General features: G+C 59.5%; 26 protein-coding genes. 3 read left to right on the top strand and 23 right to left on the bottom strand.

Annotation, left to right across the window (positions count from 1 at the left end):
- Positions 1 to 31 precede the first annotated feature (31 nt).
- From tsaE to glmS, 3 genes are all read right to left on the bottom strand, one after another.
- Complete coding sequence (gene tsaE / locus HMPREF2692_RS05605) at positions 32 to 496, bottom strand: tRNA (adenosine(37)-N6)-threonylcarbamoyltransferase complex ATPase subunit type 1 TsaE (protein WP_061920598.1); 465 nt, start codon at positions 494 to 496, stop codon at positions 32 to 34.
- Positions 489 to 1,583, bottom strand: a complete 1,095-nt coding sequence (gene alr, locus HMPREF2692_RS05610) for an alanine racemase (RefSeq protein WP_061920597.1) — start codon at positions 1,581 to 1,583, stop codon at positions 489 to 491. The genes tsaE and alr overlap by 8 nt, the downstream gene beginning before the upstream one ends.
- A 136-nt stretch (positions 1,584 to 1,719) precedes the next feature.
- Positions 1,720 to 3,591, bottom strand: a complete 1,872-nt coding sequence (gene glmS / locus HMPREF2692_RS05615) for a glutamine--fructose-6-phosphate transaminase (isomerizing) (RefSeq protein ID WP_061920595.1) — start codon at positions 3,589 to 3,591, stop codon at positions 1,720 to 1,722.
- A gap of 152 nt (positions 3,592 to 3,743) precedes the next feature.
- On the opposite strand from glmS, the gene HMPREF2692_RS05620 reads away from it, so the two are divergent.
- The gene (locus HMPREF2692_RS05620; protein WP_061920822.1) at positions 3,744 to 4,571 is read left to right on the top strand and encodes a dienelactone hydrolase family protein; all 828 of its coding nucleotides are present in this window, start codon (positions 3,744 to 3,746) and stop codon (positions 4,569 to 4,571) included.
- A gap of 62 nt (positions 4,572 to 4,633) precedes the next feature.
- Here HMPREF2692_RS05620 and HMPREF2692_RS05625 read toward each other — a convergent pair whose 3' ends face one another.
- The 10 genes from HMPREF2692_RS05625 to eccCa form a co-directional block, all read right to left on the bottom strand.
- Positions 4,634 to 4,897 carry a hypothetical protein gene (locus HMPREF2692_RS05625; protein WP_062035835.1) on the bottom strand — a complete coding sequence of 88 codons (264 nt, stop codon included), beginning with the start codon at positions 4,895 to 4,897 and terminating at the stop codon, positions 4,634 to 4,636.
- Positions 4,897 to 6,543, bottom strand: coding sequence for a hypothetical protein (locus HMPREF2692_RS05630; protein ID WP_070432354.1), 1,647 nt, complete (start codon positions 6,541 to 6,543; stop codon positions 4,897 to 4,899). The genes HMPREF2692_RS05625 and HMPREF2692_RS05630 overlap by 1 nt, the downstream gene beginning before the upstream one ends.
- Positions 6,540 to 6,863, bottom strand: coding sequence for a hypothetical protein (locus tag HMPREF2692_RS05635; RefSeq protein WP_061920589.1), 324 nt, complete (start codon positions 6,861 to 6,863; stop codon positions 6,540 to 6,542). Before HMPREF2692_RS05635 ends, HMPREF2692_RS05630 begins: the two co-directional genes overlap by 4 nt.
- Before the next feature lie 147 nt (positions 6,864 to 7,010).
- Positions 7,011 to 8,354, bottom strand: coding sequence for a phosphoglucosamine mutase (glmM, locus tag HMPREF2692_RS05640; RefSeq protein ID WP_061920587.1), 1,344 nt, complete (start codon positions 8,352 to 8,354; stop codon positions 7,011 to 7,013).
- Positions 8,355 to 8,479: 125 nt separating this feature from the next.
- The gene (rpsI, locus tag HMPREF2692_RS05645; protein ID WP_061920585.1) at positions 8,480 to 9,022 is read right to left on the bottom strand and encodes a 30S ribosomal protein S9; all 543 of its coding nucleotides are present in this window, start codon (positions 9,020 to 9,022) and stop codon (positions 8,480 to 8,482) included.
- On the bottom strand, positions 9,022 to 9,465 hold the full coding sequence (gene rplM / locus HMPREF2692_RS05650; protein ID WP_034656527.1) for a 50S ribosomal protein L13: 444 nt from the start codon (positions 9,463 to 9,465) through the stop codon (positions 9,022 to 9,024). The genes rpsI and rplM overlap by 1 nt, the downstream gene beginning before the upstream one ends.
- Positions 9,466 to 9,789: 324 nt before the next feature.
- A complete protein-coding gene (locus HMPREF2692_RS05655; RefSeq protein ID WP_061920583.1) occupies positions 9,790 to 10,077 on the bottom strand; it encodes a WXG100 family type VII secretion target in 288 nt (95 codons plus the stop codon).
- A gap of 46 nt (positions 10,078 to 10,123) precedes the next feature.
- Positions 10,124 to 10,441, bottom strand: a complete 318-nt coding sequence (locus HMPREF2692_RS05660) for a WXG100 family type VII secretion target (RefSeq protein WP_061920581.1) — start codon at positions 10,439 to 10,441, stop codon at positions 10,124 to 10,126.
- Between the two features lie 119 nt (positions 10,442 to 10,560).
- Positions 10,561 to 11,691: a type VII secretion-associated protein gene (locus HMPREF2692_RS05665; protein ID WP_061920579.1), complete on the bottom strand. Its 1,131-nt coding sequence runs from the start codon at positions 11,689 to 11,691 to the stop codon at positions 10,561 to 10,563.
- Positions 11,688 to 15,428, bottom strand: coding sequence for a type VII secretion protein EccCa (eccCa, locus tag HMPREF2692_RS05670; RefSeq protein WP_083323816.1), 3,741 nt, complete (start codon positions 15,426 to 15,428; stop codon positions 11,688 to 11,690). The genes HMPREF2692_RS05665 and eccCa overlap by 4 nt, the downstream gene beginning before the upstream one ends.
- Before the next feature lie 236 nt (positions 15,429 to 15,664).
- Here eccCa and eccD point away from each other — a divergent pair, with 236 nt between their 5' ends.
- Entirely contained in the window at positions 15,665 to 17,068 is a 1,404-nt protein-coding gene (eccD, locus tag HMPREF2692_RS05675) for a type VII secretion integral membrane protein EccD (protein ID WP_070823110.1), read from the top strand.
- A gap of 7 nt (positions 17,069 to 17,075) precedes the next feature.
- Positions 17,076 to 18,290: a S8 family serine peptidase gene (locus HMPREF2692_RS05680; RefSeq protein ID WP_070823062.1), complete on the top strand. Its 1,215-nt coding sequence runs from the start codon at positions 17,076 to 17,078 to the stop codon at positions 18,288 to 18,290.
- A gap of 18 nt (positions 18,291 to 18,308) precedes the next feature.
- On the opposite strand, the gene eccB is transcribed toward HMPREF2692_RS05680, so the two are convergent.
- From eccB to HMPREF2692_RS05730, 10 genes are all read right to left on the bottom strand, one after another.
- A complete protein-coding gene (eccB, locus tag HMPREF2692_RS05685; protein WP_070823063.1) occupies positions 18,309 to 19,619 on the bottom strand; it encodes a type VII secretion protein EccB in 1,311 nt (436 codons plus the stop codon).
- Between the two features lie 67 nt (positions 19,620 to 19,686).
- Positions 19,687 to 20,535 carry a tRNA pseudouridine(38-40) synthase TruA gene (gene truA, locus HMPREF2692_RS05690; protein ID WP_061920573.1) on the bottom strand — a complete coding sequence of 283 codons (849 nt, stop codon included), beginning with the start codon at positions 20,533 to 20,535 and terminating at the stop codon, positions 19,687 to 19,689.
- Positions 20,536 to 20,541: 6 nt separating this feature from the next.
- Positions 20,542 to 21,354, bottom strand: coding sequence for a trimeric intracellular cation channel family protein (locus HMPREF2692_RS05695; protein WP_061920572.1), 813 nt, complete (start codon positions 21,352 to 21,354; stop codon positions 20,542 to 20,544).
- 178 nt (positions 21,355 to 21,532) lie between these two features.
- The gene (rplQ, locus tag HMPREF2692_RS05700) at positions 21,533 to 22,018 is read right to left on the bottom strand and encodes a 50S ribosomal protein L17 (protein WP_061920571.1); all 486 of its coding nucleotides are present in this window, start codon (positions 22,016 to 22,018) and stop codon (positions 21,533 to 21,535) included.
- 73 nt (positions 22,019 to 22,091) lie between these two features.
- The gene (locus HMPREF2692_RS05705; protein WP_061920569.1) at positions 22,092 to 23,102 is read right to left on the bottom strand and encodes a DNA-directed RNA polymerase subunit alpha; all 1,011 of its coding nucleotides are present in this window, start codon (positions 23,100 to 23,102) and stop codon (positions 22,092 to 22,094) included.
- A 114-nt stretch (positions 23,103 to 23,216) separates the two neighbouring features.
- Entirely contained in the window at positions 23,217 to 23,822 is a 606-nt protein-coding gene (rpsD, locus tag HMPREF2692_RS05710) for a 30S ribosomal protein S4 (protein ID WP_061920567.1), read from the bottom strand.
- A gap of 21 nt (positions 23,823 to 23,843) precedes the next feature.
- Complete coding sequence (rpsK, locus tag HMPREF2692_RS05715) at positions 23,844 to 24,248, bottom strand: 30S ribosomal protein S11 (protein WP_034656521.1); 405 nt, start codon at positions 24,246 to 24,248, stop codon at positions 23,844 to 23,846.
- Positions 24,249 to 24,251: 3 nt separating this feature from the next.
- Entirely contained in the window at positions 24,252 to 24,620 is a 369-nt protein-coding gene (gene rpsM, locus HMPREF2692_RS05720; RefSeq protein WP_034656519.1) for a 30S ribosomal protein S13, read from the bottom strand.
- Between the two features lie 181 nt (positions 24,621 to 24,801).
- On the bottom strand, positions 24,802 to 25,020 hold the full coding sequence (gene infA / locus HMPREF2692_RS05725; protein ID WP_004566852.1) for a translation initiation factor IF-1: 219 nt from the start codon (positions 25,018 to 25,020) through the stop codon (positions 24,802 to 24,804).
- Positions 25,021 to 25,286: 266 nt separating this feature from the next.
- On the bottom strand, positions 25,287 to 26,123 hold the full coding sequence (locus HMPREF2692_RS05730) for a L,D-transpeptidase (protein WP_070456904.1): 837 nt from the start codon (positions 26,121 to 26,123) through the stop codon (positions 25,287 to 25,289).
- Between the last annotated feature and the right edge of the window lie 62 nt (positions 26,124 to 26,185).

Here is a 26,185-nt window from a genome sequence, read left to right on the forward strand (position 1 = left end):
AGTTGACCCCGCTTATCCTACAAGAAGGCAGTTAACCTACCCAGTTCCAGGTAAACACGCGAGTATCGTCTGCGGCCTCACGGTTGATGTTGATCAGCAAAAAGGCCTCCGCGAGCTGGTCCATGAAGCCGCCGCCCCACTCGGCGACGACGACGGCGTCGTCAAGCTCGGTGTCCAAATCCAGCGCGTCGAGCTCGCCTAGGGGATCGTCGGAGTGGTCCAGCAGGCGGTAAGCATCGACGTGGACGAGCGACGGGCCGCCGACGGTCGAGCGATGCTCGCGGGCGATGACGAAAGTCGGCGAGGTGACGCGGCCTTTGACCTGCATGCCTTCGGCAATGCCTTGGGTGAAGGTGGTCTTGCCTGCGCCCAGCGGGCCGTCGAGGATGACGAGGTCGCCAGCCTCAAGCGCCGCCCCCAGTTCCTTTCCCAGCTCGCGGGCGGCTTCGGCAGTAGCTACCTGCTTTTGGCCCTGCTGCGGAAACTGGCTACGCATGCCCGATTCCTCCCTCAAAGTGGCGGGCGGTGCGGCCAGTGGGACGGCAGATGATTTCGTAATTGATGGTTCCGGTGGCCTCCGCCAGATCCGTCGCGCTCAGGCCGCCTTCGCCGAAGATAATGGCTTCGTCGCCTTGCTCGACGCCGTACTCGTTCTCACCCAAGTCCACGACAATCTGGTCCATGCACACGCGGCCCACCTGTGGGTAAAGCTTGCCGCCGATGCCGACCTTAAGCCTGCCCTGAAAGTTGCGCGGCAAACCGTCGGCGTATCCGCACGGAATCGTGGCCAAAAATCCCGGCTTCTCGGCCTTCCACGTGAGGTTGTAGCAGGTGCCCTCGCCTGGCTGAATCGGCTTGACGTTGACGACGCTCGCCGCCCAAGTCATCGCCGGCTTCAAGCCGTGCTCGAGGCCGGGGATCGGCTCCAGGCCATAACAAGCCAAGCCCGGACGGACCATCTCGAAATGGGAGGAAGGTCGGTCCAAAACAGCCGGGGAATTGGCCAAGTGATTTACTGGGCATTCCAGGCCTGCAGCCCGGGCCAGCTCCAGCGCACGGCGAAAATTAGCTTCCTGCTCGTCGTTGAAGGGATTATCTGGCTCATCCGCGCACGCAAAATGCGACATGAGGCCTAGAACCTCGACCTGCGGGGCGTCGCGAAGCAATGCGAAAGTAGCATCCCAGTTCGCTTCCTCCACGCCGGAGCGATGCAGACCGGTTTCAACCTTGATATAAACCTGCGCCGGAATCTCCGATTCCACCAAGCGGCGCGCGTGTACCAAGGAGGGCACTGCAATGTGGATGCGGCATGCCAAAGCCTCCGCGATTTCCTGCGTGGAGTCCCAAATCCACGCCGCAATCGGCTGATCGATTCCGCTGCGCCGCAGCTCAATGGCCTCTTCGAAAGTCGCCACACCGAAAGCATCCGCACCCGCACGCGCCATCACTGGCGCGACTTCTTTGACGCCGTGGCCATAGGCATCCGCCTTCACCACGCACATGAGCTGCGCGGGAGCCACCTTTTTCTTTAACAAAGAAACATTGTGGGCGATGGCGTCAAGGTCGATTCTGGTACGAAGCATGGGTCTATTGTGCCACTGCACTGGTGTGCAGGACTAACGCAGCAGCACGCGGCGCGGATTTCTCGTGCGGTTAAAACGCAAAATCCGGAAGCACCCACCATAAGGCGAGGGGTACTTCCGGATTTAAAGCGAGCTTTTACTCGACGGTGACGGACTTAGCCAAGTTACGCGGCTGGTCGACGTCGTAGCCCTTTGCGGTGGCAACGCCACAGGCGAAGATCTGCAGCGGAACCGTGGCCAACAGCGGCTGCATCAGCGTCGGGGACTGTGGAATGCGGATGACGTGGTTAGCATATGCCTCCACAGCATCGTCGCCTTCTTCAGCAATAACGATGGTGATTGCGCCACGGGCACGGATTTCCTGGATGTTGGATACGACCTTGGAGTGCAGGGAATCGCGGCCACGCGGGGAAGGAACGATGACGAAGACCGGCTGGCCCTCCTCAATGAGCGCGATTGGGCCGTGCTTGAGCTCGCCGGCAGCGAAGCCCTCGGCGTGCAGATATGCGATCTCCTTCAGCTTCAGCGCGCCCTCAAGCGCAACTGGGAAGCCAACGTGGCGGCCCAAGAAGAGAACGGACTCGGCGTTTTGCATGGAGTTAGCAAGATCGGTGACCTGCTTCTCGTTGTCGATGACTGCTTGGACCTTCTCCGGCATATCGCGCAGCTCCTGCAGAACCGCGTTTACTTCGTCGGCGAACATGTTGCCGCGCAGCTGCGCCAGGTACAGGCCGAGGAGGTAGGTCGCGGTGATCTGCGCCAAGAAGGCCTTGGTGGAAGCAACGGCGATCTCCGGGCCGGCGTGGGTGTACAGCGCAGCGTCGGCCTCGCGAGGGATGGAAGAGCCCTGGGTGTTGCAGATAGCGATCACCTTGGCACCCTGCTGACGGGCGTGGCGCACCGCCATCAAGGTATCCATGGTCTCGCCGGACTGGGACAAAGCGACGACCAAGGTCTTCTCGTTGACGATCGGATCGCGGTAGCGGAACTCGTGCGCCAGCTCGACCTCGGTTGGGATACGGCACCAGTGCTCGATTGCGTAACGCGCAACGTGACCTGCATAAGCAGCGGTACCGCAGGCGATGACGATGATCTTATCGATGGACTTCAAAACCGTCTCATCGATGTGAACCTCGTCCAGGGTCAGCTTGCCTTGGCCGTCAAAGCGGCCGAGCAGGGTGTCACGTACAGCAGCTGGCTGGTCGTGGATCTCCTTTTCCATGAAGGAGTTGAAGCCACCCTTTTCTGCGGCAGCTGCGTCCCACATGATTTCGAATGGCTTGCCCTGTGCAGCGTTGCCTTCGTAGTCAGTGATGGAAACTTCGTCAGCAGTGATGGTAACGACCTGGTCATTTTCCATCTCGACGGCGGACTTGGTGTAGTCGATGAAGCCGGAGACGTCGGAGCCCAGGAAGTTCTCGCCCTCACCCAGGCCAATGACCAGCGGGGAATCGCGGCGGGCGGCAACAATGCGGTCAGCCTGCTCGGAGTGGATTGCCAGAAGGGTAAAAGCACCTTCCAGGCGCTTGCCGGTCAGCTGCATCGCCTTGGTGAGGTCACCTGCAGCTTCATTGTGGAAAATATCGCCCAGCAGGGTGGCAGCAACTTCGGTGTCGGTCTCGGAAACGAAGTTATAACCCTTGGAGGTCAGCTCGGCCTTCAGCTCAGCAAAGTTCTCGATGATGCCGTTGTGAACAACTGCCAGCTTGCCGCCGTCAACTACATGCGGGTGGGCGTTCAGGTCGGTCGGGCCGCCGTGGGTTGCCCAACGGGTATGTCCGATGCCCAGGACAGAGTCCTGCAAAGGGCGGGAAGCAATTTCTGCTTCGAGGGCAGCAACTTTGCCGGCCTTTTTGCGCCAGCTAATTTCGCCATCGACGTACATTGCGACGCCAGCAGAGTCATAGCCTCGGTACTCAAGACGGCGAAGGCCTTCCAGCACAACGTCCAGGGCATAGTATTCACGGCCACTGGATGCGTGACCTACGTATCCAACAATTCCACACATAAGCCTCGATCCTACCTCATAGGAATTGGAACCTCTTCACTGCAAAGTTAAAGCTTTTCTCTCACCGCTAACCGCGAAAGAAAACCCGCATTCTGAACCATCAATATGGCTTATCCCCCGCCGCCGTGCTTTCTTCCTCTATTCTGGAATACGTGTCTGCGAATCTAAAGAAGCATCTAGGAACTCTATCCAAGCGTGGCCCCCACCGCGTCCTCGTCGGCGATCTTTCTTATGCCGGCATCAACGGCAAGGTTTATACCCCAGCTGAGGGCAAGGGCCTGCCAGCTGTGGCCTTCGCCCACGATTGGACGAAGAAGGTTAAGAATTACCACGCTACCCTGCGCCATTTGGCTAGCTGGGGCATCGTGGTGGTTGCCCCTGATACGGAGACGGGTATTAACCCGAGCCACCGCAATCTCGCTGCGGACGTCGAATCTGCACTGCAAATTGCAGCTGGCGTCAAGCTGGGCACGGGCAACATCGCGGTATCGCCTTCCAAGCTCGGCATCGTCGGCCACGGCATGGGCGGCGGCATCGCCGCGCTGGCAGCGGTTGATAACCCAAAGGTTCGCGCCGTAGCGGCGCTGTACCCGGCAGATACTGCGCCTTCGTCTTATGCAGCGGCTAAGTCCATCACGGCTCCGGGCCTGATTATCGGTTCCGAGCGCGAGGATCTTTTCCGCGCTGGCAACCCTGCGCAGTTGGCTGACAACTGGGGCGGCGAGGTGGCTTACCGCGAGCTGGCCAAGGGCACCCAGGCTGGTTTCACTGAGGATCGCCTCTTCAAACTGGCCGTCGGTTCCGGTGCGTTCCAGTCAGGCCCGACTGAAACCGCACGCGCTTTGGTCACCGGCTTCCTGCTGTCGACGCTTGCAGGTGAGTCCAAGTACGACGGTTTCGCCGAAGCTGATGCAAGCGCTAAGGGCGTGAAGAGTATTTTTGGTGAAGAACTGCGCAAGAAGGCCGGTATTCACCGCTAATATTCGCAGTCACTGCACCGCCTAGCCAGTCCGCACAACGCGGGCTGGCTTTTTATTTACCGCTATTGGTTGCGCCGCAGCACAGATTTGATTTGCCCGCTTCCGCGGCGCTTGCCGTGGGTTAGGAAGGCGGAGTGCTGGCGCGACTCGCTTGCCGACGCCGCCTGCCGCGTGTTCATCTTCGCCCTCGCCGTTGCTTTTTCAGCGGACTTTTCGAGTTGGTCTTGGGCTTGAGCCATTGCCTTTTCGAATTCGAGGAGGCGGGCGGCAGTCCGCTCCCTAAAGCCACGCGCAAATTCCGCGAATTCATCATTTACTGCTGCCATTACCACTGCCCTGCCTTCCGTGCGTGAACTGTTTTATCTTCTGGTACTGGTGCTGGCTCCGGAGCCGGTGGTGCTGGTGCTTGCGTAGCCTCAGGCGCCGGACCTGACTCAGGTGCTGGAGCCGGCTCTGACGGTGGCGGCGGCGCTGGTGCGCCCGCTGCCTGCATGTGCGCAACCTTCTCCGGCGGCGGTGTAGGCTCTTCTACTTCCGCAAGCTCTGGCGGAGGTGGAATGACGCCATCCTGCGGCGGCTCAGGCGCCGGTGGTTCTGGCGCTGGCGGCGGACATGGTTCCGGCGCTGGCGGTTCAGGTGCCGGCGGTTCAGGCGCTGGCGGCGGTTCCGGGCATGGTTCTTCAGGAATCGGCATATTCTCAAGGCACTCAGCTGCAGCGGCAGCCAGCAATCCCACGCCGATGATGGCAATGCCGACGCCCAATGCGCCGAGGCAACCACAGCACGACTGCTCCGGTGGACATTGTTGGGCTACCCGTGTGGTTTCCTGCTCACACTCGACTATCTCTTGCTCACACTCAGCTGTCTCCTGCTTAGTTTCGGCGTCATGCTGTACTTCGGTGTCCTGCTGGACTGTAACCTGCCGCGGCTGTTCCTCCGGACACGGCGTCTGTGCAGGTTGGATTGGCTCGAGCGCCACCGGCGCCTGCGCTGGCTGCGTACAAGGCTGCTCAACAGGAGCTGCAGGAGGCGGGCAAACCGGCAACTGCGGCGGCAGTGTCGCAACCGGTGGCGCTACAGATGGAACTGTAGGCGGCGCAGTAGGCGGCACGGGAGACGGTGCAGGATTCGGTGCAGGATTCGGTGGAGCTGGTGGTGCACCAGCGGGAGTGGTGCAGGTAGGCGGTGTCTTCGAAGGTGGTACTGGAGCATTGCACACTTCGGCCGGCGGTGTTTGGGCAGGCTGCGTAGTATCGGCAGGCGGCTGGCCGGTGACGGTGGGCGGGGCGGATGGACACGGGGCGTCGGCAAGCGGGGGTGTACAACCTCTCGCAGGCTCAGGCGGAGTCTCAGGAAGCTCCCGTTCACATACCTTGGAGCAGCACTCCTCGAACTTGTCGTAGCATTGCTCGATTGCGGAATCGCGGTCGCGGCAGGTGGTCATCACCATGTCATTGGTTTGCTCGATGAGGTTGGCGCCGATAGACGAAATAATCGGGACGATGAACCGACCGAGCGGATGTTTGGAAGCGATCATCGTCAAAATGTTGAGCAAAGGAACCACCGCGGAAAATAGCTCCGTCAAAGAAGTATCCGAAACGCCGACGATGTCCTCGATGGCATTGGAACACTGCTGCGCCTTACCGGTTAGCTCATCGGCCTCGTCGCGCTCTTGCTCAAAGTCCTTCTGTACTCCGCCGAGGTGATCCATCAGGGCATTTCCCGCGATGCTCAGCACCGTTCCCACTAGGAAGCCTTTCAGCCCACCGCCACCGCGGGCAGGCCGGCGTCCGCCCATCGCGGCGGAAGTACCGCGCACCAGTTCCTGTGGCTTGATTCCATCGACGGAACCAATCATGCTGCCCAGCAAATCTAGTGGCGTGCTGGGGCCTGCATAGCTGCCCTGGCTGGCGGCCTGAAACTGGGAGACGGCCTGCGAATAATCCCCTAACAAAGACTTCGTGGTGCTCATCGGACCCCACCGCCAAAGGATGGCTCCACGTGGGTAAGGCTTGCCGCGTTGGCCTCGTCCAAGGCAGAGAATTCCTTAATCTGGGCGCGGGCAGCCTCCGCGGTGGCGGTGATGTTATCCAAGCGCCAGACACCGCGCGAGTGCAGCCTTTCCAACATGGCCTGGATGCGCGCGCCTTGCCCGGCAAAGTCGCGGCCTGCCGCCGCCGGGGAAAAGGCGGGAACATCCGCCATGTGGGCGCTGCGCTGGGCTTGGTTTTCCTCAATCACGCGGTTTAAGCGCTGGGATACATCTTGCTCGTCGAAAAATACGTCAGTCACTGTGGGCACTCCTTGGCCTGCCAAGATTCATTCTTGCCCTTATTGGACTGTCCACAACCGCCTTCGGTTCCCCACTAATTGCAAAAGCCAGCCCACCACGGAAAATTCACCGCACAGGCTGGCTTTTAAATTATGCGCAAAGGCTGCTTATACAGCAGCAACGACAGCTGCAAGACGTCCTGCTACCTTGCGTGCCTGCTCTTCTTCAGCTGCCTCAACCATCACACGGAAAAGCTCCTCCGTGCCAGAAGGACGCAGCAAAACGCGGCCGGTGCTGCCGAGCTCAGACTCGGCCTCAGCGATTGCGTCCTGGACTTCCTGGGAAGCCATGATGCTGGACTTATCGGAAACCGGGACGTTGATAAGCACCTGCGGCAACACGGTCATCACGGAAGCCAGCTCCTGTAGCGACTTACCGGACTTAGCCATGCGAGCCATGATGGAAAGGCCGGTCAGCGTGCCGTCGCCAGTGGTGCAGTCATCCGGCAGCACCAAGTGACCAGACTGCTCACCACCGAGCGAATAATCGCCGCGGTTGAGCTCTTCCAAGACATAGCGGTCACCGACGGCGGTCTCCTTGACCTCAATTCCCTGCTCCTGCATGGCAAGCTTCAGTCCGAGATTGGACATCACCGTTGCAACGAGGGTGTTGAAACGCAGGTCATTTTCTTCCTTCATGCCCACTGCCAGAAGGGCCATGATTTGGTCACCGTCGACGACGTTTCCCTCGGCGTCGACAGCCAGGCAGCGGTCAGCGTCGCCGTCGTGTGCCAGGCCGAGGTCAGCGCCGTGCTCGACGACGGCCGCCTGGGCCTTCTCGATGTGGGTAGAACCGCAATCCTCGTTGATGTTGAAGGCGTTCGGCTTATTGTGGATGGCAATGACCTCAGCACCCGCGTCCGCGTACGCCTTCGGTGCGACCTTGGAGGCGGCGCCGTTTGCTGCATCCACAACGACCTTGATGCCGCTGAGGTCGGTAGTAACGACCTCCGCTAGGTGCTTCAGGTAGCGCTCGCGGCCGTCTGGTGCCTCGGAGATGATGCGGCCCAGCTTGGTGCCCGTTGGACCATGTTCGGTCAGCGTCTCCATGGCGGCCTGGATCTGATCCTCGACGTCGTCAGGCAGCTTCTTGCCGCCTGCGGAGAAGAACTTAATTCCATTGTCCGGCATCGGGTTATGGGATGCGGAAATCATCACGCCCAGGTCTGCCCCATAATCATCGGTCAGGAAGGCAATAGCTGGGGTGGGCAAAACGCCCACCCGCACGACGTCGACGCTACGGGAGGCCAGACCGGAAGCAATAGCAGCATCCAGCATCTCGCCAGAGACGCGGGGATCGCGGCCGATGATGGCCAGGGGCCGCCGCTCGTAGGACTCGCGGTTGGCGGTAAGCACTTCCGCCGCTGCTTGTCCCAGCTGCAGAGCCAAGATTGGGGTGAGCTTCGAGTTCGCAAGACCGCGAACACCGTCGGTTCCAAAAAGTCGAGTCATGGATCCAATTATGCACGTTGGCCCCACCACCACGCAGCATGAGGTAAGCCTTGCGGGGTGCGAAAACGGCAAAAGCCGCTGCCTCCAAAAGGAAGCAACGGCTTGAGCTGTACGTAAGCGAAGGATTAACGCTTGGAGTACTGCGGGGCACGACGTGCCTTGTGCAGACCAGCCTTCTTACGCTCGACGGCACGTGCGTCACGGGTGAGCAGGCCAGCCTTCTTGAGGGCAGCGCGGTCAGCCGGGTTGTAGACGTTGAGTGCACGAGCGATAGCCAGACGCAGAGCGCCTGCCTGGCCGGTCGGGCCGCCACCTGCAACGGTGACCTTGATGTCGAACTGGCCTTCGCGCTCAAGCAGGGTCAGCGGCAGGAGGATGTCCTGCTGGTGCAGCTTGTTCGGGAAGTAGTTCTCGAAGGAACGACCGTTAACGGTGATTTCGCCGGAACCAGCAACGAGGCGAACACGAGCGACGGCGCGCTTACGGCGACCGACGGTCTGGATCGGGCCCTCGTGGATCGGAGCAGCGGCCTCAGCCTCTGCCTCGGTGGAAGTAGCGATGGAATCACCGATGGTGTTGGTGAACTCCTCGGTCGCAGTGGTTGCTGCAGCGATGTCGGCAGCGTCGGCTACGTTGTTGTCAGCGTTTGCGATGTTCTGCTCGGTCATTACTGTGCCACCTGCTTAAACTCGAAGGTCTCCGGCTTTTGACCGGCGTAAGGGTGCTCCTCACCAACGAAGACGTGCAGCTTCTTGATGGAGGCGTCGGAAAGCTTGTTGTGCGGCATCATGCCCTTAACAGCTTCTTCGATAACGCGAACCGGGTTGGTGTCCAGGGACTGACCAAGAGTCATGGACTTCAGGCCGCCCGGGTAACCGGAGTGACGGTAGCGCATCTCGCGCTCGCGCTTGTTAGAGGAAACGTGGATCTTGTCCGCGTTCAGGATGATGATGTGGTCGCCGCAATCAACGTTCGGTGCGAACTGTGGCTTGTGCTTACCGCGCAGCATGTCTGCAACGGTGGAAGCAAGCTTGCCCAGTACCACATCGGTAGCGTCGATGACGTACCACTTGCGGGTGATGTCACCGCTCTTCGGGTGGAAAGTAGACAAAATGACTCCTTGAAAGTCTGTCTGAGGACTGCCGGCCAACGCTATGAATGCCCAAACGCTTTGCTACAGCGGCCGGTGGGGACCTGCAGAAAACGCGCGCTATAAAACAGCGCGAACACATAGGGCTATAACTCTACTCGGGCGCAGCTTAAAACCCAAAACGCCGCTAAAACGCCAAAAGTCCCCTGCCCCACTAAAGGCTGTTGCCAAAAGTAGTGCAAGGAACTTTTCTAAAACACGCAGCTGGTTGCGTTCGCCTCCTGAAACCCCTGCTCTAACGGTGAAATTCTGGGCCCGGCTGCGCGCTTGTGCGCGTGAAAGCTTTTACCCCCAGCTTGCAGCTGCGCGGCGGTTGACGTCGCTCATTGCGTCGTTGCCCTGCGAGACGGTCTTCGAGATGGTGGCCAGCACGGTGTTGAGCTCCGCCGCTGCCTTATCCCACTTAGCCTGTGCTTCGTTATATGCAGCAGCCGACTCGCCTTCCCACGTAGCAACCATCGGCTGCAGGGTGGATTTCAGGTCACCGAGCAGACCGTTGATGCGGCCGGAGGTGGAGTTGATATCAGCGGCAGCGCCGGCGATGGCACCAAATTCGTACTTGATGGCAGACATGCTTTCTTCCTTTTCTTCTTGTCCAGTATTTGCCAATGATGTGTGTTTAAAGCGCGAGGCCCGCGCCGCCGACGTTGCTGAATGCCTGTGCGTTGGTGGCCTCGACGTCATCGAAGTGACGTGCGTTGTCACGGATATTGTCAGAAATCGAGGTCAGTGCCTCGCGCAGCTGCTGCGCCGAGGTGTTGTAGCGCTGCATCAGGTTGTCGAAGGAGACCTGTGCACGGCCGTCCCAGTTAGCTCGTACAGAATCCACTACGCCCTGGAGACGAGTCAGTTCCCCCTGCACTTCATCGTTGGTGGTGTCCACGCGGCCAGCGGTGGCCACCATTACATCGGCTTCAGTCTTGAACAGCTGAGTCATTTCTTGCCCCTCCCTTTGGGCTCAAGTGGTGTGTATTTCCCCCGAAAAAGCCGAGTGCGGCTTTCTCATCTTTATTGGACTGTCCTTTTCCGCAAGCGGTTCCCACAGCGCCAGATTTTTTAGATCTTTTTGACCAGCGATTCCACGGCCATGCGGCAGGCAGCCTTTTGCACCACGTTGGCCTCGTACCTTGTATGACAACCCACGGATAGCTGATGGTCCTTGTCAGCCCACGTCATCCACGCGATCTTGGAACCATCTCCGGGGTCTTCTGTGTAAGAAAGCCGGCCTGCTTCTTCGTGAGCCTCGCCTAGGGCGGGATCGGCCTCGATTTCGGCATGGAGTTCCTTCAAGAGCATGTCGGCTGGCACTGCATAGAGTGGATCGGCTGCAAGCAGAATTCGCAGGTTGGGGTCTTCGCCAGTTGCCGTGACGAGCCCGTCTTTGACCTCCGTTTGAAATCCAAGGGGCAAGACCACGTGCATGCCCTCAACATCGAGTTCTTTTTGGCCCGGCGCGAGTTCCGGCTGTGCCTCATCTTCCGTGTTAGCGCTCATGCTTTCTTTTGCAGAAGCGCTTGGCGATGCCTCCTCTTCCGAAGGCACCGCCTTCGCCGCTGGTGCAGTCTCGGTACTTCGCCCCACTGCCCACCATGAAAGGACAGCGACAATGAGCACGATTGCCGCTATGGAGGCGTAGAAGGGATCGAACCAGCCCGGCAGCGCCACCTTGCTTACAATGCCGTCCTTTTTAACGCGTAGTTTTTCTGGCTTAAGGCTGGTGTTATCACCGGATTCTTCGCCGTTATTTGTTCGCAACATTTGTGCCGGTTGTCCGGCTGAAAATTCAGCGTTTTCTACCGCTTCATTTTCTAGTGGCCCACTCTCTGGTGGGCCGGGTTGCGAGGCAGGCCTCGCAAAGTCTTCTTCCTCACTGGGAGCTACGGATACTCCGGTTACAGCGAGCTGGCGACGCAGAATTTCTGCCGCTTCGAAAGATACGGCGGTACCGGAAATATCAACGATCACCTCGGCGTTAACCTGCGGCCATTGCGGACCGCAGATTTTCACGCATTGTTCCACGACGGCGTTTAACGCCCAGCCTTCGACGATGCCCGTGCCTGGCAGGTCATAACGGTAGACGGTTTCAGGGCCTTCAAAGATGGTGGCAGCATCCAAAATGGTAACGACGAGAGTTTCGGTTTCTGTCCAACCAGTAGCGGGATTGTCGCCGGTCAAGATGGAATTCATGAGTCATTCTCCTGGTTTGGTTCGGTGTAGAGAGATTGGGCAATGCCGATAAGCGCCCCGCGGACGGACCATTGGCCCCGGCCAGCTGGTTGGACCGCTGGCTTAAGTCCGAAAATGGTGCCCTCCTCGCGATCGGAATCAAGAAGGAATACCGCCGGCTGCAGGTCACGTACTGCAGAGAGGAATTGGCTAAACAAGGCGCGCGAGATTCCGCCAGACTTGCGGCTGATGATGAGGTGGAGGCCAATGTCCCGGGCATGCGGAAGCAGCTCAAGGAGCGGCGCCAAAGTGATCTCGCTTATGAGATCAAGGTCCTCAATGACTAGATAGATCTCCGGCCCCTCCCACCACGAGCGGGCCGCCAACTCGGACGGGGTCACTTCCGCGCCGGGCATTCGGGCTTCCAGGGTGCGTACGGTATCGCTGATGACTTGTTGGCAGGCGGCGGTGTTTGCCGCGTAAGCAGCGACCATCTCAGGGTTGAACTCCCCCAGGTGGGCGCGGCGCTGATCCAAAACAACCAAGCGGGCTTCCTCACGCGGGAATGCCTCGATTCCACGAACCAGGGTGCGCAGGAAGGTAGATTTTCCGGAGCCTTGAGAGCCCACGCAAACAACATGCGCAGTCGTGTCTGGGTTCCAATAAAGCGGCTCGAGATCCGGTCCACCAATTCCCCATGGGATACCAGCTTCTGCATCTTGAGCGGGTACCTCATCAAGCCTATCCGGCAGCATTTTCAGAGCCGGGGCAGGAAGTGAGTCCGCATGCAGACGCCCGACGTGAGCGATGTCCTGATTGGCAGTTACCGCAATGAGCATGTTCTCGCCTTCCCCAGTAAGGCCCCGCCCCGGCGCGCTCGGCAGTTTTTGCTGGGCCTTTCGGTCGATGAGCGAATCCATCGCCTCGCCGAGGCGCAGCTCCAATCGTTGAGAAATAAGGTCACGCACGTTTGGCCGCAGGCTGGTCCAACGGTTCGTGCTTACCGCCACATGGATATTGGCTGAGGCACCATCGGCAACGATGCCGGTGATAGCTTCAGATAAATCCTCGTATTCCGCACCAGCCGTACCAATGTGGTGCCAGCCATCGATTACCAGAAAAGTATGGGTCTCACTTGGACACCGAATATACCCTACTACTTCATCCACGATGCGGCGGACCTTTTCGGGTTCTGCTCGTCCAGCCACACCGGCGACATGCGGGAGACGCTCCAATGGAGCTAAGTCCCCGCCGCCTAAATCGATGACGTAGAAGCGCACCTGTGTAGGCAGGTTCAGCACCGCCAAGGTGCTCACTAGACTGCGCAACGCCATGGATTTACCCGATTGCGGCCCGCCGCAAATGGCTAGATGGCCGCCTTTTTCTGCGAGGTTTACGAGGAGGCGATCCTGGCGCTGGTGATATGGCCTATCGATGATGCCGAGCGCCGCTTCCAGGTTCGGCGGCCCTGCTTGTTCTGCCAATTGCTCGCGGGTATTACCCACCACCTTGGAAAGCTCCACTACATCAGGCAGCGGCGGCAACCAGATACGATGTGCTTTCTGCTGACGGCGTTGTGCCTCACTTGCGGCGGCGGAGACCACGGCGTCGAGAAGCGTTTGTGTATCGTCCACCACCGTCTGCGTATCTGGTTGTGAAGGCTTTGCATCCTCATCCGTATTTTCGGACCAGCCATTGAAAAGGCTGACTCGCCCGCGCGCGACATGCGCAGCTACCTCGCCTTCCTCGGAGGAACCGACAGCCACGGGAATTTGGCGTTCAACCGGACCCGATACATACGTGGCCTGGAAGCTTACTGGGGCATCGGCATCCGTCTTGAGATAGCCCGCGCCCGGCTGGGCTGGCAGATGATAAGCATCCGTGACACCAAGTACCTGACGGGATTCGGCTGCGGAAAACGTTTTCAAACCGATGCGATAAGAAAGGTGCGAATCCAGCCCGCGCAATCGGCCTTCTTCCAGGCGCTGCGATGCCAAAAGCAGGTGCACATGCAAAGACCTGCCCAACCTGCCCACCGCGACGAAAAGCTCTGCGAAATCAGGATGCTGCCCCAATAACTCCGAGAACTCGTCGACCACGATGACTAGCGCCGGCAACGGACCGAATTTTCCAACCGCAGACGCCGAAGCATTGAAGGCATCGACGTTGGCGAAGTTACCCGCCGCACGCAGCAGCTCCTGGCGGCGATTCATCTCGCCGGAGATAGCATCGTGCATGCGCTCTACTAGCGTGGATTCATCCTCCAGGTTGGTAATCACCGCCGAGGTGTGCGGTAGCGAATCACAGCCCAAAAAGGTGGCGCCGCCCTTGAAATCCACGAGCACCAGGTTCAACTCGGCCGGCGTATGTGTGGCCGCCAAAGACGTCACGAGTGTTCGAAGGAGCTCGCTCTTGCCACTGCCGGTGGCGCCGATACATAGCCCGTGTGGGCCCATTCCGCCCTGGGCGGATTCTTTCAAATCGAGAAAGACCGGCTGCCCAACCTCGTCCAAGCCAATCGGCACTTTCAGCCGCTGTTCCCCGGCGCGGCCATGCCACATCCCGCTGGCAGCAAGCTCATCCACATCACGCACCCCGACCAGATCCAGAAGGTCATTTTTGTGCTTGCGAGTCTTAATCCCGCGATAAGAATCTGGCCTGCGAAAGCGCGCTAAGTTTCGGGCAAGCAATAAAGCATCGGGCGCTGAAACCATGTCCGGCACACCGAGAACTTCCTCCCCGGCGGCGGTTACTACCTGTAGCTTGTCATCGGCCACCAAGAAGATGCCGTCTTCTTCGGCCCTTTGACCAAGCGGCGTAAAGCGTTGCACTCCTACACAGATATAGGCCGTTATTTCCTCTTCTGCCCAAAGGTCCTCATGCGGTGGGATTGCTGTGGCGTCGACAAGCACGATGCGAAAGCGCGCCTTTTTCGGGGCGCGTGCATGGGGCAACCACTTCACCCATTCCCACGGCCCACTGGCCTGCGGATAAACCTCAATTCCCAGCGTTTCCGGGCCATGCGCCACTGCCAAATGCGCCACCATAGCGCGCGCTACACCAGCGGCATTTTCTCCGCTAAGCCCCAGATAATTGAAAGCCTGAATCTGTATGACCACCGGCATCTGCGCCAACGTGCGCAAAGCATTGACCGTATGGCGCACACTGACCGCACAGACTGGGTCAAGGTCTTCCGTAGCTCCTGAGTCCGGCACGTTGATAGGCACACACAGCGACATCGGGCCAGTTCCCACCCGCACCTCCAATGCATCCGGGGCATCGGCATTGCGCTCCCACATCCGGTAGCTTCCCACCAACGCCGCGACCTGAGCCGGCGCCGGGTTGCGATGTTCCTCATGCGCGCGCTGCGCGGCAGAGACCTCAAGAACCTTCTCCCGCAGCGCTTTCAAATGCCGCAAGTAAGTCCGCCGCGTCTCATCCGGATCCTGGGAGCCACCCTGCGGATTTATCATCATGAACACAGAGGCCAACATCATGAGCGGGAACATCAAGCTCATCGGGCTAATACGGCGGCCAGGCCCTGCTCCCAACACCATGAGCGCGACCATGCCCAACATCGCAGCCACCATGACAATCGGCATGAGCAGCCTAATCAGCGGCACGGGCTGCGGGCGTACGGCCTCCGGAACTGGCTCTGCATCAATGCCTGCCTGCGGAAGCGGCGGAGCCGGCTCGCGAAGTGCGCTGTCTAAAGGTTCGACAATTTTCTCGCGCGAAAGCCCAAGAATGGACATCATTCCCCCCAATAAAATCCCTCCGATTTTTGTGCCGCGCCCACACGCTTTTCCTGCTTATCTAAACCACGAGGCAGCACCCCAGCTACCTTCGTGGCCAAACACGCAGACACCAAAATGTTGACTGCGGTGGACACGTTGCCACTAGTAAGCCACAATGTGTGCCTATAGGCAAGGGGGAGAAGGCAAAAGCCAATAATTTTGGCGCCTTCAGGATTCTCGGGGGAGGATTTTTGCACATGAGGCATGCGCCAAGCATCGCGCCCACACAATCTGTGCGGCTTACGGTTCGATTCAACATCGGTGAATTCCGCAAAGAGGCTGACGTTTGTTTGCCCTTAAACGTCAGTATCGGGGAGGCATTGGGCGAGCTTTTGCTGCTTGTCGACGCCCCTATCTTCACCGTCCCGCTCCAAGCCAGCACCGCTGGTGGAAAGGCCATTGCGCTGAGCACGGCTCTGGAGCGCACGCCACTGCACGATGGCAGTCTGCTTCTCATCGAGCAAGTCACTGACAAGCCTGCGCCCATCGTGCGCGATGCGGCAGAAGCACTTGCACACGATGCCGCCGATGCTAAACCCGCGCGCACTGCCACGCTGTGGGCAAGTTGTGGTTTGCTCGGCGCCAGCTGCATCATCGCGGCGCTCGCGGGTCTCGCAGCGGCGGCAGCGGCGTGTGCCCTTGGCGCATTCGCCCTCGCGCTATGGACGCGTTCGACGCTTATAACGAGCCTTTTCATCCTTGCTGCTAGCGCAGCGGGCTGGCTGTTTGTTGCGCCCGCGCAAGATGAAATGCCGTGGGGAATATGGGCCGCCTGCGCCGGCGCACTTCTTGCTTTATGTGCCTGCCATATGGCGCGACTCGGCGGAACCCGACTGGCCATGTTGACCATCTCCGCCGCGATACTTTTCGCAGTTGGCGCGGCCGGCAGCTATCTACCCGGCGCGCAGTCCGCCGGACTCGCTGGTCCCACAGCCCCCGAGGTTGTACCTGCTGCCGGTGCTGCCTGTTTGTTGCTGGCCATGGTCTTTGTCTTGGCGAACGCCGCCTCACTGTCTACTCACCTAGCCGGGCTCAAGGTCCCGCAACTTCCCACCGCTGGGCAAAGCCTCAACGTCTCCGACTCGGTACAAAGCGACGTCGATGCGCGGGCACAGCGCGCCGGGCTTGCATATGAGGGCATCTGCATCGGCGCAGCCATCGCCGGCATTCCCAGCCTCATGGTTGTAGCAGGAATGCCGTTGAGCCGTTCGGACGCCGTAGCCGCATTATTCGCACAGCTTTTATGCCTGGCCTTAGCCGGTGCCACGGTATTGCATTCCGTGCGGCACGCCCGGGTGGTCTCCAGTTGGGCGCTTTCCACGTGTGCGCTGGCGGCCGGTACCGCCGCTGTGGTGCTTGTGGGACGGGGTTGGCAAGAGCTTGCTCATCCAGCCCCGTGGAGCCTGTGGGTGATGAGCGTGCTTGGGTTCATCATTGTGGCGGCGATGGCCTCTACCCCGCTGTGGTCGCACAAGATTGCAGCGGCTGAGCCCACCACGATTGCCTGGTACGAACGCGCCGAAACCATCGCGGTGGCCGCGTGCTTGCCGCTCGCCGCGCATGTGGCAGGCCTGTTCTTCCTCATCCGCGGACTGGGATAGGCCCAACATGGTGAACTCAAAAGTCGTCCAGAAAAAGCTCGCCGCACTACTGCTAGCGGGATTTCCCTCGGCAGCAGCAATTTCTGCATTTACCGCGCCGACCCTAGCGTCGGCGCGTGAACCCGACGTCGCCTGTGCACAGCCGATTGCCGCAGCGCAGTCACCGCATACCTCAGCGGAGCAAAGCGCATATCGGGCGCGGTTGCATTCCTTTGCCACGGGCGAGGGAATCAAAGTTGCCATCATCGACACTGGTATCAGCCCACACCCGCAGCTGCGTGCTTTGCGCGGCGTGGATGACTTTGTCACGCCCGAAGAACCAGATCCTTTGCGGGACTGCGATGTACATGGCACCGCGGTTGCGGGCGTCATCGCAGGCTATGACATCGGCATTGCGCCGCGGGCGGAGATTTTATCCATCCGGCAAACCAGCGCGCACTATCGGCACCGCGCTGCCGACTCAGAAAGTACCTCCGGCACGCTGGAGACTTTGGCCGCCGCATTAAACCGCGCCTTGGATGAACAGGCCAAGGTCATTAACATCTCGGTGGTTTCCTGCGTTCCAAGCGACGCCGCCGACCGCGTCGACACCCACGATCTCAACGCCGCGCTCCAACGCGCAGAGCACGAAGGAACGGTCATCGTTGCGGCATCGGGCAATGCTTCTTCCGATGGATGCACCAAAGAAGACACCGTCTATCCAGCACATGCGGATACCGTTCTCGCAGTGGGCGCGCTTTCTACCGCGCACGAGGTCGCGGACTATTCCATCCCTGCCCGCAATGGAGCACCAGAGCTAAGCGCCGAAGGCCACGTCCCGCTCGCCCTTGCACCGGGTAATCAGTGGGCAGAAGCCAAAAGCACCGATGGCAAGCAGACTGCCGCGTTCCACGGCACTTCTTTTGCAGCGCCAGTGGTCACGGGAACCGTGGCACTACTCGCCCAACGCTATCCGCACGATTCAGCGGCGCAGCTGCGCGAGCGTATCTATGCCGCCGCCGAGCCAGGCCACGGCTTCATCGATCCGCTGCAAGCCCTCACCATTCACCGGTCACAAGACGATGACAAAAACGCTGAGGCAGAAGACGAAGAAAAGACAGTCACCGTCTACCCAGCTGCCGTGCATCGCAGCCAGGCACCAACCCGGCTTATGACTTTGCTTGGCCTGCTCGGCCTTGCTGGCGTTATCGCCGCAACGCTGCGGCGCGCCAAGCAGCACTAGAAATTAGAAGCTGGCGCTCTACTCGGTTCCCTCATCGCCGCCCTGGCTCGCCAAGGCGTTTTCGCGGTCTAGAGGCGAGCCCTCCGGCAGCAACCGCAAGATTTCCCACGGGACTTTTGCCTGCGTGGTCGTGCCCAGTGCTTCGACCAGTGCACCTTGTGCCACGGAGTGCCTGATACCCGTCGCCGAAACCACATGGAAACCGTGGCCGCTGTCTATGCCTACACCGCCAGCTTCCAAGCCAGCGAACCGATCAGCAGTGGCCTTGCCGACAATAGACACAGTAGCCTCAACCGCGGGGCTAAAGACCGTTCCGCCCCGCTCATCCGCGCAGAGCCAACCACGACCTGGAGACAGGAAATCATATGAATTGGCGGGCAGGTTGAAGGGTAACGCGGCGTCGGAAAGCGCGGCGACTTCGGCGCCATCGACCGATTCGCGCGAGGCGCCCATGCCTGCCAGCATCTCTGCCTGCGTAGGAGTAATCGAGGCCACGCTCTGCTCATCGCCTGCGCCTACGCGCACCCACAGATCATCGCCGGTGTCTAAAATCTGCGGGGTTTGCTCAGGAAAGCGCAGCGGCGGAAGCTCCGCGTAGGCATTCAGCAGATCCTCCGGGATCTGCCACACATAGGAATCATCGCGCACGCCAATGCCGCGGCGTAGCACGCGGCCCTGCGTCGAGGCAGCAGAAGGCAGCTCTACGCGCCCTGCCGAAGTCAATAGCCATTCCTTGCCACCTGTGGAAACCAACGCCGCCTCCGCACTGCGGAGGTGCTCAACCTTGGCGTTGGCCAGTACCACAGTCTCCCCGGGCCGGCTGCCTTCCCCATCAATCGTGGTGGGATTTTCTTTGTCCTCGTCAGCTGCGGCCGCATAACAGGCCGCCCAGCCTTGTGCCGGGGTTGCAGGATCGGCCAAGTAATCTGGGGCATCGGCAATTCCTAGCGGAGTGCCAAGCCGCGCATTGCTCAAGAACTCATTGCCCATGGCCTGGGGCGCCGCCGGCTCTCCCGCGATAAGGCGCGCGGAGGCCAAATTGCTCACCGGATGATAGGACTCATTAACCAGAACGAAAAGCTGGCCTTCCTGCGAGCGCACGATGGGTGCATCGCCCGGATTGGGATTGGGCTGGAGCCACGCGAGCATTCCCGAGCCGATAGCCAGAAACGACACTGCGATGATCCCAAAGATGAGGGCGCGGCGCCGGCTCGCTAAAGGATCATGAATCATGCGAATATCGCCAAGTACCAGGCCATGCTCCACGCGGCGCTGCAAAAATTTATGCCCGGATACCTGTGCTTTCGTCGTCGGCATTGGACGTGACATGCAGAATTTCCCCCCTCAAACAAGGCAGCACCCCTACTGCCCTAGTTTTGTCATTCCACGCGTTAGCTTAACCCAGCGAAAGCTCATCCGCAGTGCGACGGTCACGGGTCTGCGCAGCACGCGCCGCCAAATCAGCATCTGCCGGATAGTCCACCTGGACCAGGCTAAGCCCCTTTGCCGGCGCTAGCGGAATGTGGGAAGAACGGGAGTTCAAAGCGAGCATCTCCGCGGCAAAGTCGATTCCCCGGGAGCCCTCGCCTACCCGCAAGCAGCAACCCACGAGTGAGCGAACCATCGACCAGCAAAAGGCGTCGGCGCCCACGCGGGCTTCATAAAGCTGCGGCTCGCTCGGGGTAGATACATCGACCCACTCAAAAGACAAAAGGTCGCGAATTGTCGTGGCATGCGGCTTTGCCTTACAAAAGGCGGCGAAGTCATGCAAGCCAACTAACTGCTCCGCGGCTTGCTGCATTGCCTCGATGTCCACCGCCTTCGGCCAGACCGCAGTGTCGCGGGCGCGCGTCGGCAATGCCCCGCGCGGATGCGTCGTGATGCGGTAAACGTAGTGGCGCTCAAGGGCCGAAAAGCGCGCGTCAAAGCCCTCTGGTGCTTGCTGGCAGTCATGTACGCGAACGTCTTCCGGAAGGAGCTTCGCTAGGCGACGCACGAGCTTTACCGGGTCCCCATCAATCGATCGCTGCTCGAGTGCACTAGCTGGAATGTCGAAGTGCGCGACCTGGCCTGCCGCATGCACACCGGCATCCGTGCGCCCTGCCACGGTCAGTTCGACCTCATGGCGCAGGATCATCGAAAGATTGTCTTCGAGAACCTGCTGCACCGTACGCAGCTCGCCCTTCTGCCGGGCCCAGCCATGAAAATCCGTGCCGTCATAGGACAGATCGATACGCAGACGCATGCTTAATTAACTCCCTTGTCCAGGGCCATCACTGTTGAGATCCCAGTCTTGTTTATTGCGCGTCATGCGCAAGCGCATCGGCGGGCGCAGCTTGCTCATCGCGACGTAGCTAGCCCGATCTAAGTGCAGGGTCCGCTTTGCCTTTCGCGCACCCGCTTTGACCATGCGCGCAGATAGGCGAATTCGCGGGTCGATGGGCTGATCTGCGCCTCTGTATTCGAAAACCGGCAGCCCCTTGCCGTAATACATCGACGCGATGCGCGCCAAGAAGGCAACGACAACGGTGATGATCGCGGCGTTGTGCTCACCAACATCAACGTGAAGCAGGCCCATGTAGACGCAGACCGCGAGCAGCGAAATCGAGGCGTAGAACTCGCCAGAAAATACGAGCGGGACGCGGTCCGAAAGCAGGTCACGCAGGATGCCGCCAAAGACACCGGTGATTACTGCCGCTGTTGCTGCAATCAAGAAACCATGGCCCAAATGCAAAGCCTTCTGGGCGCCGAGCACGCTGAATACAGCAAGGCCTAGGGCGTCGAGAAGCAAGAAAAGGTGCCTAAAGTAGTGCATCAAAAATGACATGGACACCGTGACAATCGATGCGGCGAGCACCACTAGGAGATACATCGGCTCGCCCACCCAGGTCAAGGGATAAGCACCCAAGACAATGTCACGCACCGTTCCGCCGCCTAGAGCAGTAATCGACGCTATGAGCATCACGCCAAACAGATCTAGCTTCTGCCGGCCCGCAGAAAGGGCGGCGGTCATCGACTCAGCGGTAATGCCGATGACGTACAGAACGGAAAACAGTGGAGTCATTTCGAGAGATTTGGGACCTTTCTGCAGTATTAGGAGTATTAGGGTTGTTGCATTTTAGCGACTGCCCAGTTTAACAAAGCCGAATACGGCAAAAGCCGCACCCCTTGCCAGTCTCCCCCAACTCTAACGGGCTGGAAAAGATGGCGCGGCGGTGCGGCCTTTTAAGGATTAGGCAGAACTACTCTGCGGACTCCTCGGAGGAAGCCTCGGTGTTTTCTGCCTGTGCTTCCTCAGCCTTAGCTTCTTCAGCCTCAGCCTGCTTGGAAGCGGCTGCGCGGGTAGCGCGGGTTGCCTCGGAGGTCACGGTCTCCTCGAGAACGAGGGAGATCTGGGACATCGGGGCGTTGTCGCCGGTACGGTTCTCCAGCTTGATGGTGCGGGTGTAGCCGCCCTCACGGCCTTCGAACTTCGGGCCCAGCTCGTCGAACAGGTGCGCAACAACATCCTTGTGCGGGATGAGCTTCAGCACTGCGCGGCGGTCAGCAAGGGTGCCGGACTTAGCCTTGGTGATGATCTTCTCAGCGTAAGGACGAAGCATCTTCGCCTTAGCATCGGTGGTCTTGATTGCGCCGTGCTCGAACAGGCTAGCAGCCAGGTTGCTCAGCAGGTGAGCCTGCTGGGTAGCGGAGCCGCCGAGACGGGCACCCTTCTTAGGGGTTGGCATTATGTACTCCTCGTGTGCGGATAAAGTGAGCGCGCGGCGAGCATAAGCTCGGGCCGCAGGTCAGTGTGGTGCTTTACTCGGAATCGTCCGCAGACGGATCCTTGAAGTCACCGGTTTCTGCGTCGTAACCCTCAAGCTGGGTTGGGTCGAAGTCCTCAGGGGTGTCCTTGAGAGCCAGGCCCAGGTTAGCCAGCTTGATCTTTACCTCGTTAATCGACTTCTGGCCGAAGTTGCGGATATCCAGCAGGTCCGACTCGGTGCACTCTGCGAGCTCACCAACGGTGTGGATCTCCTGACGCTTCAGGCAGTTGTAGGAACGAACGGAGAAGTTCAGGTCCTCGATAGGCATGCTGTAGGCCGCGATGTACTCCGTCTCCTGCGGGGACGGGCCAATCTCGATGCCCTCAGCAGCATTGTTCAGCTCGCGAGCCAGGCCGAAGAGTTCGACCAGGGTGCCGCCGGCGGAAGCCAGGGCGTCGCGGGCAGAAATCGAGTTCTTGGTTTCGACGTCGATGATCAGCTTGTCAAAGTCGGTGCGCTGCTCAACACGAGTTGCCTCGACCTTGTAAGAGACCTGCAGAACCGGGGAGTAAATCTGGTCAACCGGAATGCGTCCGATTTCACCAGAGGTCGGTGCTGCTGGAACGTAGCCGCGGCCACGCTCGACGACGAGCTCCATGTCCAGCTTGGCGGTGTCGTTCAGGGATGCGATGTGCAGATCCGGGTTGTGGATCTCCACGCCAGCCGGCGGCTGGATATCGCCCGCGGTAACAACACCTGGGCCTTCCTTGCTCAGGTACATAACAACCGGCTCGTCAGAGTCGGAGGACAGAACCAAGCCCTTGATGTTGAGGATGATCTCAGAGACGTCTTCCTTCACACCGTTGATGGTGGTGAACTCGTGGAGAACACCATCGATCTTGATGGAAGTTACTGCTGCACCCGGGATGGAGGACAGCAGGGTACGACGAAGGGAGTTACCGAGGGTGTAACCAAAGCCCGGCTCGAGCGGTTCGATGACGAACTTGGAACGAGACGGCTCGATGAATTCCTCGGTGAGCTGAGGACGCTGGGAAATGAGCATTGAATATCTCCTTGTCGACGCCCGCTATTTGACGTCGGTAGAAGGGGTAAAGATTGAGGTTTCGAAGATTCACTCTTCTCCGAATGCCACAAACGGGGCACTCGGTTACTAAGTTTACTTCGAGTAAAGCTCGACGATGAGCTGCTCCTGCAGCGGAACGTCGATCTGAGCGCGCTCGGGCAGCTGGTGCACGAGGATGCGCAGGGTCTCAGGAACAACCTGCAGCCATGCCGGTACGTTGGCATCGACCAGGCGGTCCTGAGCGTCTTCGAACCATTCCATCTTCTGGGAACGCTCACGAACATCGATGATGTCGTACTGCGAAACCTGGAAGGAAGGAACGTTGATCTTCTTGCCGTTCACGGTGAAGTGACCGTGGGAGACAAGCTGGCGAGCCTGGCGACGGGTGTTTGCCAGGCCAGCGCGGTAGACGACGTTGTCGAGGCGGGACTCGAGCAGAACGACCAGGTTGTCACCGGTCTTGCCCGGGCGGCGGTTAGCCTCGGCGTAGTAACGACGGAACTGACGCTCAAGAACACCGTAGGTGTACTTAGCCTTCTGCTTCTCCTGCAGCTGCAGCAAGTACTCGGATTCCTTGATGCGGTTGCGGCCAGCTTGTCCCGGTGGGTACGGGCGGCGCTCGAATGCCATGTCGCCGCCGACCAAGTCGACGCGCAGACGGCGGGATACGCGGGTAGCGGGGCCAGTGTAACGAGCCATTTTCTTACCTCTTCCTTTCCCTTAAACCTTGCGGCGCTTGGTTGGACGGCAGCCGTTGTGCGGCTGTGGGGTTGCATCCGTGATCGAGGAAACCTCGAGGCCTGCAGCCTGCAGGGAACGGATGGCGGTCTCGCGGCCGGAGCCCGGACCCTTAACAAATACGTCGACCTTCTTCATGCCGTGCTCCATTGCCTTACGAGCAGCGTTCTCAGCAGCCATTTGTGCAGCGAACGGAGTGGACTTACGGGAACCCTTGAAGCCAACGTGGCCGGAGGATGCCCAAGAGATAACAGCACCGGACGGGTCAGTGATAGACACGATGGTGTTGTTGAAGGTGGACTTGATGTAAGCGTGGCCTGCGGCCACATTCTTCTTTACGACGCGACGGCCAGTACGACGCGCGCCGGAGCGAGTCTTTGGAGGCATGAATTACTTCTTCTTTCCTGCGATCGTCTTCTTCGGGCCCTTGCGGGTACGAGCGTTGGTCTTGGTGCGCTGACCACGAACCGGCAGGCCACGACGGTGGCGAATGCCCTGGTAGCAACCAATTTCAATCTTGCGACGGATGTCAGCCTGAACCTGGCGGCGGAGGTCACCCTCGACCTTCCAGGTAGCTTCGATTACGTCACGCAGCGCCGACAGCTGATCATCGTCGAGGTTGTCGGTGCGCAGGTCAGGAGAAATGCCAGTCTTTTCCAGCAATTCCTTGGCACGGGTTGGACCGATGCCGTAGATGTAGGTGAGAGCGACCTCCATACGCTTGTTGCGTGGAAGGTCAACACCAGCTAGACGTGCCATGTGGCGTGTCCTTTCGGGTTGTTACGATGGTTTTCTCCCTATCCGCCCCGCTCCATGCAGCACTTCGCCCGGGCCGATGCCGGATCTGTGGGCTACTTACCAGTGCGGGCTCAGGCCATCGCAGCCTGAGGTGGGCTAGACATAGCGCCGCTATGTCAGAGGGTAAGGAGGCTTACAGTGTTTACTTGTAGCGGTAGACGATGCGTCCGCGGGTTAGGTCATAAGGGGACAGCTCTACAACCACGCGATCCTCTGGGAGGATGCGAATGTAGTGCTGACGCATCTTGCCAGAAATGTGTGCAAGAACTTTGTGTCCGTTGTCGAGCTCGACGCGGAACATTGCGTTTGGCAAAGGCTCGATAATACGACCCTCGACCTCGATTGCGCCTTCCTTAGCCATAACCTCTACTTTTCTAGGTGACTTCAAGTGAGTGTCACCTGCATGTTTGGTGTCTACTGCTTGGCGACGTCGCGGTAAATAAGACCGCAAACATACACCAGCGCTTTAGCATACGCTGCGTGCGAGCAATAAACAAACTCCTCTACCTGCGCACTCTTAGAGACACGCGCCAAAGCGGCAATAAAGCAAAAATTCTCCCCGGGGAATTATCTTCCACGGGGAGAATTCTCTTTGAAAGAGATTAAAAGCGTCTGCGCTTTGGATGCTTAGTAGATGAAAACCTTGGAGCCGACTGGCACATCGTTCCAGAAGCGAACAGCATCCTGATGCGACAGGTGGATGCAGCCGTTGGACTCGTAAGCCGGGGAACCCTCGTGGAAGGCGTGGCCGGAGTTGGTGAAGTACATGGAGTAAGGCATCGGCGCGTTACCGAACTCGCGGGAGATCTCGTCTTTGATCTTGCGGTTGATGTAGAAAGTGCCGCGCGGGGTTTCCTGACCTGCCATGCCAGCAGACATCGCAGATGCTACGTAAGAAACGTTGCCGTTGTCCTGCAGCCAGGTGCGCTTGCCGTTCAGGTCAACGCAGACGCGTGCATCCGCCGGGCAAGGGCCGCGGTCAAACTCGTTGCGCTTGCGCTGTGCTTCGGCCTCACGTGCAGCCGCCTCAGCCGCAGCATGTTCGCGTGCAACCTGCTCTGCGTGCGCACGCTCCTGCGCCTCACGTGCCGCACGTGCTTCCGCGTTCTTTTGGTCAATCAGGCCTGGGAAGATAGCGTTGACTGCAGCGTCAACAGCCGGCTGAATAGCATCTGCCGCAGCAGGGTTTAAAACCTTGACCTGATCGAGAATCTGATTACGCGTGTTCCAAGCCTGCTCGCGGGACTGACCGACGAAGTTATCGATCTGTGCGCGGGCGTCCGCGGTCAGGGCATCAATCTGTGCCTGCGCATCGGAGCTCATGGACTCGATGGAAGGAACGGTCTGTGCGGAAGCAGCTGGGGCGCCTGCCAAGACGGAGACGGTCATGACGCCGGCGGTCATAGGGGCAACTAGGGCACGACGTGCCTTAGAGGACACGTTGCGGGGGCGAAGTTTAGACATGGCAACGAGTATAGACCCTCACGTGGAATCCGCATACTCGACGCGACCCCAGTCCTCCCCCG

The sequence above is a fragment of the Corynebacterium sp. HMSC036D03 genome, assembly GCF_001836185.1.
In the GTDB taxonomy this organism is placed as follows: domain Bacteria; phylum Actinomycetota; class Actinomycetes; order Mycobacteriales; family Mycobacteriaceae; genus Corynebacterium; species Corynebacterium simulans.